9 protein-coding genes and 2 pseudogenes are annotated in these 8967 nt (G+C 69.2%); 6 read left to right on the top strand and 5 right to left on the bottom strand.

Features of this window, described 5'->3' with window-relative positions; genetic code table 11:
* Window positions 1-1655 (bottom strand): xanthine dehydrogenase family protein molybdopterin-binding subunit (locus tag A612_RS00635; protein ID WP_019372688.1); only part of this gene is annotated, 1655 nt, incomplete at its 3' end.
* Between the two features lie 26 nt (window positions 1656-1681).
* A complete protein-coding gene (locus tag A612_RS00640) occupies window positions 1682-2152 on the bottom strand; it encodes a (2Fe-2S)-binding protein (RefSeq protein WP_040435370.1) in 471 nt (156 codons plus the stop codon).
* Between the two features lie 195 nt (window positions 2153-2347).
* Between A612_RS00640 and A612_RS00645 the strand changes: the two genes are divergently transcribed.
* Window positions 2348-3490 carry a helix-turn-helix domain-containing protein gene (locus A612_RS00645; RefSeq protein WP_019372690.1) on the top strand — a complete coding sequence of 381 codons (1143 nt, stop codon included), beginning with the start codon at window positions 2348-2350 and terminating at the stop codon, window positions 3488-3490.
* Between the two features lie 151 nt (window positions 3491-3641).
* On the opposite strand, the gene A612_RS00650 is transcribed toward A612_RS00645, so the two are convergent.
* Window positions 3642-3887 carry a hypothetical protein gene (locus tag A612_RS00650; protein ID WP_019372691.1) on the bottom strand — a complete coding sequence of 82 codons (246 nt, stop codon included), beginning with the start codon at window positions 3885-3887 and terminating at the stop codon, window positions 3642-3644.
* An 11-nt stretch (window positions 3888-3898) separates the two neighbouring features.
* Here A612_RS00650 and A612_RS00655 point away from each other — a divergent pair.
* Window positions 3899-4411 (top strand): annotated as a pseudogene (locus A612_RS00655) (MmyB family transcriptional regulator); the annotation flags it as partial.
* 125 nt (window positions 4412-4536) lie between these two features.
* Here A612_RS00655 and aceA read toward each other — a convergent pair.
* Window positions 4537-5868, bottom strand: coding sequence for an isocitrate lyase (aceA, locus tag A612_RS00660; protein WP_019372693.1), 1332 nt, complete (start codon window positions 5866-5868; stop codon window positions 4537-4539).
* Window positions 5869-6222: 354 nt separating this feature from the next.
* Between aceA and A612_RS00665 the strand changes: the two genes are divergently transcribed.
* Entirely contained in the window at window positions 6223-7119 is an 897-nt protein-coding gene (locus tag A612_RS00665; RefSeq protein WP_051001385.1) for a DMT family transporter, read from the top strand.
* A gap of 14 nt (window positions 7120-7133) precedes the next feature.
* On the opposite strand, the gene rraA is transcribed toward A612_RS00665, so the two are convergent.
* Window positions 7134-7643: a ribonuclease E activity regulator RraA gene (gene rraA, locus A612_RS00670; RefSeq protein WP_040435372.1), complete on the bottom strand. Its 510-nt coding sequence runs from the start codon at window positions 7641-7643 to the stop codon at window positions 7134-7136.
* A gap of 215 nt (window positions 7644-7858) precedes the next feature.
* Here rraA and A612_RS00675 point away from each other — a divergent pair, with 215 nt between their 5' ends.
* From A612_RS00675 to A612_RS17595, 3 genes and pseudogenes are all read left to right on the top strand, one after another.
* Window positions 7859-8146, top strand: coding sequence for an SWIB/MDM2 domain-containing protein (locus A612_RS00675; RefSeq protein ID WP_019372696.1), 288 nt, complete (start codon window positions 7859-7861; stop codon window positions 8144-8146).
* A gap of 174 nt (window positions 8147-8320) precedes the next feature.
* Complete coding sequence (locus A612_RS00680) at window positions 8321-8593, top strand: (2Fe-2S)-binding protein (RefSeq protein WP_040435374.1); 273 nt, start codon at window positions 8321-8323, stop codon at window positions 8591-8593.
* 116 nt (window positions 8594-8709) lie between these two features.
* A pseudogene (locus tag A612_RS17595) lies at window positions 8710-8967 on the top strand (energy transducer TonB); the annotation flags it as partial.

Consider the following 8967-nt stretch of genomic DNA (forward strand, 5'->3'; position numbering starts at 1 on the left):
GGGCGCCTGCCGTAGGTGCCCATGCCGAAGGGCACCCGGCCGGTGTCGCCGTGCACGATGTCCACCTGCGACGGGTCCAGCCCCAGGCGGGCGGCCACCAGCTGGGCAAAGGTCGTCTCGTGCCCCTGGCCGTGGCTGTGCGAACCGGTGAACACCGTCACGCTGCCGGTGGGGTGCACGCGCACCTCGCCGGCCTCGAACAGGCCGGCACGCGCGCCAAGCGCCCCGGCGATGTTCGACGGCGCCAGCCCGCAGGCCTCGATGTAGCTGCTGTAGCCGATGCCGCGCTTCAGGCCCCGGGCTTCGCTCTCCTTGCGCCGCGCCTCGAAGCCCGCCACGTCGGCCAGCTGCTGCGCCTTGTCCATGCAGGCGTGGTAGTCGCCGATGTCGTACTGCAGCGCCACCGGCGTCTGGTAGGGGAACTGGGTGATGAAGTTGCGCCTCCTGATCTCGTCCTGGGACAGCCCCAGGTCCCAGGCGCAGCGCGTCACCAGCCGCTCCACCACATAGGTCGCCTCCGGCCGGCCGGCGCCGCGGTAGGCATCGACCGGCGCGGTGCTGGTGAACCAGCCATCGACCTCGACATAGATCTGCGGCGTGGTGTATTGGCCGGCCAGCAGCGTGCCGTAGAGGATCGTGGGCACGGCCGAGGCGAAGGTCGAGAGGTAGGCCCCCAGGTTCGCGTCGGTGTGCACGCGCATCGCCAGGAACCTCCCCTCCTGGTCCATCGCCATCTCGGCGTGCGTGATGTGGTCGCGCCCGTGGCAGTCGCTCAGGAAGGACTCGCTCCTCTCGGCGGTCCACTTGATGGCGCAGTTGAGCTCCTTGGCCGCCCAGGTCAGCGCCACGTCCTCGGCGTAGAGGAAGATCTTCGAGCCGAAGCCCCCGCCCACGTCCGGCGCGATCACGCGCACCTTGTGCTCGGGCAGGCCCAGCACGAAGGCCGTCATCAGGAGGCGCTCGACGTGGGGGTTCTGGTTGGCGACGTACAGCGTGTATTCATCGCTCGCGCGGTTGTAGCTGGCGTTCACCGCACGCGGCTCGATGGCGTTCGGAATCAGGCGGTTGTTCACCAGGTCGATGCGGCTCACGTGCGCCGCCCCGGCAAAGGCGGCATCGACCGCCGCCTTGTCGCCGAGCGTCCACTTGTAGCAGTGGTTGTCGGGGGCCTCGTCGTGCAGCGCGGGGCCGTCCTTGGCCTTCTTCATGTCGATCACGGGCGCCAGCTCCTCGTAGTCGACCACCACCGCCTCGGCGGCGTTCTTGGCCTGCTCCAGGGTGTCGGCCACCACCAGGGCCACGTGGTCGCCCACGTAGCGCACCTTCCCGATGGCCAGGATGGGATGCATGGGCTCCTTCATGGGCGAGCCGTCCGGGTTGCTGATCAGCCAGCCGCAGGGCAGCCCGCCCATCTTCCCCTCGATGTCCGCGCCGGTGAAGACGCGCAGCACGCCCGGCATGGCCGAGGCGGCGGCCGTGTCCACCGCGCAGATGCGTGCGTGGGCGTGCGGCGAGCGCACGAAGGCGGCGTACTTCTGGTTCGCCTGCTGGATGTCGTCGGTGTAGTTGCCCGCCCCGGTCAGGAAGCGCGCATCCTCCTTGCGCTTGAGCGATACGCCGATGTGCGGCAGCTTGGCAAAGTCATTGGCACCCATGTGTGTCTCCTTGGCCAGATCGCGCCTCAGGCGCTGGCGAGCGATTGCTGCGCGGTCTGCACGGCGCGCACGATGTTCTGGTAGCCGGTGCAGCGGCACAGGTTGCCCTCCAGCTGAGCGCGGATCTCGGCCTCGTCGGCGTCCGGGTGGCGCGCCAGCAGGTCGACCGTGCTGAGCACCATGCCCGGCGTGCAGAAGCCGCACTGCAGGCCGTGGCATTCCTTGAAGGCCGCCTGTACCGGGTGCAGCGTCCCGTCGGCCTCGGCCAGCCCCTCGATGGTGGTGATCTCCGCGCCCTGCATCTGCACCGCCAGCGCGTTGCAGGCCTTGATCGAGCGGCCATCGGCCAGCACCGTGCAGGCGCCGCACTGCGCCGTGTCGCAGCCGACGTGCGTGCCCGTGAGGCGCAGATGCTCACGAAGGAAATGCACCAACAGCGTGTTGGGCGGCACCTCGGCGCTGACCTGCCTGCCGTTCACCTTGAGTTCGATCTTCATCGCGGGCATCTCCTCGTTGTGGTTGCGTGGGAAAACGGGCACCCTTGCATGCGGGCAAGAATGGTTTCATTCTCAAAACGATCGCGCCACCCGGGTCTAGGGTTAGCCCTGCTTTGCCGGCCCGGCGGCGCGAAATTCTCAAATTGAGACACGCCGCTGGTGCCACCGGCGGCGGGAACGCTGGGCGAGACATCCATGCACGACTCCTCTCGCGAACGACAGATCGCCCTGGCCCGGGACGCGCTACTGTCCGGGCCGGGCGGTGCGGCCGCGCTGCCCGCCCTGTGCTGGGGCGAGCGCAGCTGGATCGCGCGCAGCTGGCAGCGCTGCCTGGCGCTGGGCCACGAGCCGGAACGCGCCGTGGCCTTCGAACCGGTGGAGCGCCCGGCGCGCAGCCGGCTGGCGCAGGAACACGCTGGCCTGCTGGCGGCCGCGCGGCCGCAATTGCAACAGGTGGGCGCCGCCGTGGCGCCGCTGGGCTACTTCGCGCTCCTGACCAACGCGCACGGCGTGGTGATCGAGGTCGCGGGCCGCGTGGACCACGCCGACCGGCACGCCCTCGCCCTCGCCCGCGTGGGCGTGGACCTGTCGGAGCGGCAGGTCGGCACCACCGCCATCGGCGCCGCCCTGAGCGAGCAGGCGCCCGTGTGGCTGCACCGCGGCGAGCACTTCTTTCGCAGCAACAGCGTCTACAGCTGCGCCGGCGCGCCGATCTTCGCCCCGCATGGCGATTGCATCGGGATGCTCGACCTGACGGGCGTGCTGGTCGCCGAGCGCCCCGAGCTGCGCCACCTGGCGGCCCAGGCAGCGCGCCGGATCAGCGACCGGCTGGTGCTGGCAACCGGGCACGCCTTGCAGCTGCGCCTGGCCTGGGCGCCGGGCTGGGAGGCCGCGGATCGCACCGAGCCGCACGGGCTGGTCTGCCTGGACGCGGACGGCCAGGTGACGGGATCGAACGAGGCTGCGCGGCAGATGCTGCCCGCCCTGCGGCAGGCCGGCGCCCGGTCGCTGCACGCCAGCGAGCTGTTCGCCCTGCCCTGGACTTCGCTGTTCGACCTGGACGCGCGCCGGGAGCCGACGCTGGTGCCGCTGTGGTCGGGCCTGCGGGTGCAGCTGTCGGCCCAGCGCGCCGGCGCCTCCCGGACGCCGGCACGGGGCGGTGCGCTGCCCACCCTGAGGGCACTGGAAGACGAGTTGATCCACCAGGCGGTGCGCGAGGCGCGCGGCAACGTACAGGAAGCCGCCCGGGCGCTCGGCTTGAGCCGCGCGACGCTCTACCGCCGACTGGCGCTGGGGCGCAGTGGCGGCGGGACGAAGCAGCGCAAGCTAGGCGGCTGACGGCGCCACATCATTTTGCTGGCGGTTGCGAGCGGGCTTTTTCGGGCTCTTCGCCGCCCGCCCGCCGCGGCCATCGAGAGCTTCCTGCTGGCCTGCGTCCCTGCCTTGGCGCAAGGACGGCCGCACGTCCGGCCGGGCCCCGCCCAGGCCGTCAAGCCGCTTGGCGCAGCGCGTGCGCGGGGCCGCGGGTGTGGCGCAGCCCGACCCACTGCAGATCCGCCAGCACCAGGACCGCCACAGCCTGCACCGCCAGCCACGCGACGCCCCATCGGGTCAATAGCAGGAACGACCCGGTGGCCAGCGCAATACAGCCCACGGCCCAGGCCACATTGCCCAGCGCCACCAGGCTTATGAGGGTGCGCGCGAGAGGGCGGCGGCGGGCGATCCAGGCGGCCATGCAGGCATTAGGCCGTGCAGCAGGTGCTCAGCGCCCATGCGCCCTACCCCGCGCTCGCCGTGGACCGGCACTGGAGCTTGGTGGCAGCCAACGCCGGAGTGGCGCCGCTGCTGTCGGGTGTGGCGCCGCAGTTGCTCGAGCCGCCGGTCAATGTGCTGCGCCTGAGCCTGCACCCGCAGGGTCTGGGCGCGCGCCTGGCCAACGCCGCGCAGTGGCGCGCCCACCTGTTGCACCGCCTGGACCAGCAGTTCGCGGCAACGTCCGACGCGCAACTGCGCGCGCTGCGGGACGAGCTCGCCGCCTATCCGGTAGCCGCGACAGCCGACACGGACGCGCTGCCGAGCCCGATCGCGGTCCCCTTTCGCCTGCACACGGAGGCAGGCCTGCTGAGCTTCATCAGCACCGTCACGGTCTTTGGCACGCCCGTGGATGTCACCCTGCAGGAGCTGGCCATCGAGTCCTTCTTCCCCGCCGACGAGGCCACCCGCGCGGCGCTGCGCCGGCTCTGTCCAGGCGAGGGCTGACGGCCGGCAGCCCGCCGGTGGCTGTCCGGGCACTGCCAAAGAAAATGGCCGCCCGTCTCCGAGCGGCCATGCAGCTTGCCTTCAGGCCCGCCGCCGGCGTGCCGGGCGGGCCTGCGAGCCTGACATCAATGGAACTGCTCTTCCTCGGTCGAACCCTCGAGCGCCTTCACGGACGACGAGCCGCCCTGGATCACGGTGGTCACGTCGTCGAAGTAGCCGGCGCCCACTTCCTGCTGGTGGCTCACGAAGGTGTAGCCCTTCTCGCGCGCCGCGAACTCGGGCTCCTGCACCATCTCCACGTAGTGCTTCATGCCCTCGCCGCGGGCGTAGGCATGGGCGAACTGGAAAGTGTTGTACCAGTTGATGTGGATGCCCGCCAGGGTGATGAACTGGAACTTGTAGCCCAGCGCCGAGAGCTCGTCCTGGAACTTGGCAATCGTCTTGTCGTCCAGGTTCTTCTTCCAGTTGAAGGAGGGCGAGCAGTTGTAGGAGAGCAGCTTGCCGGGGCAAGCAGCGTGCACGGCCTGGGCGAATTCGCGGGCGAAGCCCAGGTCGGGCGTGCCGGTCTCGCACCACACCAGGTCGGCATAGGGGGCGTAGGCCACGCCGCGGCTGATGGCCTGCTCCAGGCCGTTCTTGACGCGGTAGAAGCCCTCTTGCGTGCGCTCGCCGGTCAGGAAGGGCTTGTCGTTGGCATCGTGGTCGCTGGTGATCAGGTTGGCGGCCTCGGCGTCGGTGCGCGCCAGCACGATGGTCGGCACGCCCATCACGTCGGCGGCAAAACGCGCGGCGATCAGTTTCTCGATGGCCTCCTGCGTCGGCACCAGCACCTTGCCACCCATGTGACCGCACTTCTTCACCGCTGCCAGCTGGTCCTCGAAGTGCACGCCGGCGGCGCCCGCGGCGATCATGTTCTTCATGAGCTCGAAGGCGTTCAGCACACCACCGAAGCCGGCCTCGGCGTCCGCCACGATGGGCAGGAAGTAGTCGATGAAGCCCTCATCGCCCGGGTTGAGGCCGCGGCTCCACTGGATCTCGTCGGCGCGCTTGAAGGTGTTGTTGATGCGGCGCACCATGGTCGGCACCGAGTCGTAGGCGTACAGCGACTGGTCGGGGTACATGGTCTCGGAGGTGTTGCCGTCGGCGGCGACCTGCCAGCCCGACAGGTACACGGCCTCCAGGCCGGCCTTGGCCTGCTGCATGGCCTGTCCGGCGCTGATGGCACCGAAGGCGTTCACATAGCCTTTCTTGGCGCCGCCGTTGATCTTCTCCCACAGCTTCTCGGCGCCGCGGCGCGCCAGGGTGTGCTCCGGCTGCAGGCTGCCGCGCAGGCGCACCACGTCGGCGGCGCTGTAGCCGCGCTTGACGCCCTTCCAACGCGGGTTCTGCGCCCAGTCTTTTTCCAGGGCAGCGATCTGTTGTTCGCGGCTGAGTTGTGCATTGAGGGAATCGGGCATGTTGCTCTCCAGGGAAGGGAAGGGATGACAGGGAAGCGCAGGAGCGCCGTTGGAAGAACTTTAAGTCTTCTATAAGACTTGCGCAACTTCTTATGTCTTATATAAGACATAAATTTTTTGCAGACGCCACAAGGACTTGGAGCAGTCTTTTCTCCAGGTGAAAACTTTTTTCTTGTATTGAGAAAAATTGCGGCAGCGCAGCAAGCCCCCCGTTCCACATGATGGAAGTTCATTCATATGATGCAAAACGCCCCTGCGCCCGATTGCCGGCATGATGCGGCCCGGAGTCCTTTCTTTGCCCCGACCGTGTCGCTTCCGAGCCGCCCCCTCGCCTACGCCTTGTTGGCCCTGAGCATGTCCCTGGTGGGCGCCTACGTGGCGCTGTCCAAGCCCCTGGCGGCTGCCTTCCCGGTGTTCCTGCTGGCGTGGCTGCGCTTTGGCATCGGCGGCGTCGCGATGCTCGGCTGGCTGCGCCGGCCCCCCGACGAGCCGCCCCTCACCCGGCAGACGCAGGCGTTGCTGTTCCTGCATGCGTTGCTGGGCAACTTTCTGTTCACCGTCTTCATGATCTATGGAGTGAGCCTGACGAGCGCCGCATCGGCCGGCGTGGTGATGGCGTCCATCCCGGCCTGCGTGGCGGTCATGAGCTGGCTGTTCCTGCGCGAGCGCATCGCCCCGCGCACCTGGGCGGCGGTGGCCTGCGCGGTCGCGGGCATCGCGCTGTTCACGCTGGCGCAGCCCGCCTCCCCGGCCGCTGCCGCCGCGGAGGCCGCGCCTCCTGCTCCCGGGATGTGGCTCGGCTACCTGCTGCTGGTTGCGGCTTCGGTGTGCGAGGGCGCCTATTCGGTGATCGGCAAGAAACTCACCGGCACCCTCGGTCCGCGGCGCATCACGGCGCTCATCAACCTGTGGGGTCTTGCGCTTGCCACGCCAGCGGGCCTGTGGCTTGCCTGGCGTTTCGACTTCGCGGCGATCGCCCCCGGCACCTGGCTGCTGCTGCTGTTCTACGGTCTCGCGGCGTGTACCTGGAGCGTGTGGTTGTGGATGACGGGGCTGAAATCGGTGCCGGCCGCCCAGGCCGGCGTCTTCACGGTGTTCCTGCCCGTCAGCGCCGCCGTGGTGGGCATCGCCTTCCTCGGGGAACGCTTCACCGCCCTGCAGGCGGTGGCCTTCGGCGTGGCGCTGGCGAGCGTGCTGCTGGCGAGCTTCCCCTCGCGTGCCGCCCTGCGCGTGGGCCGGCCTCGGCGCTGAAACCCGGCGCGCGCTCAGCCCAGCGCCCGGTCGCTCACCACGATCCCGTCGGCATCGGCATACAGCCAGTCGCCCGGCCGCACCGGCACGCCCTGGATCAGGACCGCCACGTCCGCCTGGCCCTCGCCGCGCTTTTCTGTGGGCAGCGGCACCAACGCCAGCGCGCGGATGCCCACCGGCGTGGCCGCCAGCTCCGCGGCATCGCGCACGCAGCCGTTGACCACCAGCCCGGCCCAGCCGTTGCGCGCGGCGCTGGCCGCCAGGTTGCCCCCCACCAGCGCCCGGCGCAGCGAGCCGCCGCCGTCCACGACCAGCACGCGGCCCCCGCCGGGCGTCTCGACGGCCGCCTTCACCAGCGAGTTGTCCTCGAAACACTTCACCGTGGCGACCGGCCCGCCGAAGGCCGCCACGCCGCCAAAACTGGGGAAGACAGGCGGCAGGACGCGGAAGGCGCCACTGTCGTCGCCCTTGTGGGCGTCACACAGGTCGCAGGTGCCCAAGGGGGCGGCAGGGGAAGGGTGCATGGCGCAAGTGCCTCGGATGTGAAACCAAAGGAAACCGGAAGCCCGGCAGTTGAGCCGTCGATTGTCGCCGGCGCCACACGCAGGGCATCCGCGCACGTCAAAAATCGTCTTCCTCCTTGGACGCCGCTTTTTTTGCCAGTAGCATCGCCGCTACCAGTGGAGCCACCAGCACTCGCTGGTGCCTCCATTCACCCACCACCCAAGGAACACCCAAGATGGCAACTGCAAAGAAGGCCGAGGCCCCCGCCAAGAAGCGCGCGCCCAACGCCGCGTTCATGAAGCCCCTGACGCCCAGTCCCGCCCTGGCCGCCGTGGTCGGCAAGGACCCGCTGCCGCGCACCGAGATCATCAGCAAGCTGTGGGTCTACATCAAGGAGCACAAGCTCCAGGACGAGAGCAACAAGCGCATGATCAACGCCGACGCCAAGCTCAAGGAAGTGTTCGGCAAGCCCCAGGTGTCGATGTTCGAGATGGCGGGCCTGATCGGCAAGCACGTCAAGTAAGAGGCAAGCGCTCGGTGCTGCCCCGACCGGCCCCCGTGGCCGGTTTTTTGTGCCTCCGTCCCTCGGTGTGGACTTTGCCCGACAGGGCATCAGGGTCGGAAGGTTAATGCGATGGATTCTCATTTATAATCCCTCCATCCTCCAACCAAGCCAGCCAGTGCTGCCCGACCGCCCATGATCGTCTGTGTTTGCCGCCGCGTGTCCGACCGCGAGATCGCACGCCATGCCCGGGCAGGAATGAGCTTCGATGAGATCCAGTTCGAACTCGGCGTCGCCACCCAGTGCGGCCGATGCGAGGACTGCGCACGCGATGTGGTTGCCCAGTGCTGCGCCACGCAGCCGGTTGCCGCGCTGCACAATGAAGCCCTCCTCCAGGCCAGCCCGCTTGCCCCCCACCTTCAGGAAGGCAAGACATGCACGCCCTCTCAGCCCTTGTCGGCAGCCTGATCATCGTCCTGTGTGCGGCCTGGTGGGCCGCCCGCAGATAGCCCCTTTTCCTCCAAGCCGGGCGCCCTGCGCTTGCGGCCGCCCTTGTCGGGGCGGATGCGCCCCTTCCTCTTCCCATGACCCTTCCTGACCGGTACGGCGCCTCCCCCGCCCTGCTCGGACGCAACGTGGCGATCGCCGGCTCGGTGCTGGCGTTGCACGCTGCGGCGCTGTGGGCGCTGCAGTCCGGGCTGGAGCGCCAGGAACCGCCGCAGATGGTCGTGCCGGTGGCCGTGCTGAGCGAATTCATTGCTCCGCCTCCTCCGCCTGCGCCTGCGCCGCCGCCTCCGGCGCCGCCCGCGCCTGCCAAGCCACCGGCACCCACACCCCCTAAG

Origin of the sequence: Melaminivora alkalimesophila, from assembly GCF_000282995.1 — a bacterium.
Classification (GTDB): domain Bacteria; phylum Pseudomonadota; class Gammaproteobacteria; order Burkholderiales; family Burkholderiaceae_C; genus Melaminivora; species Melaminivora alkalimesophila.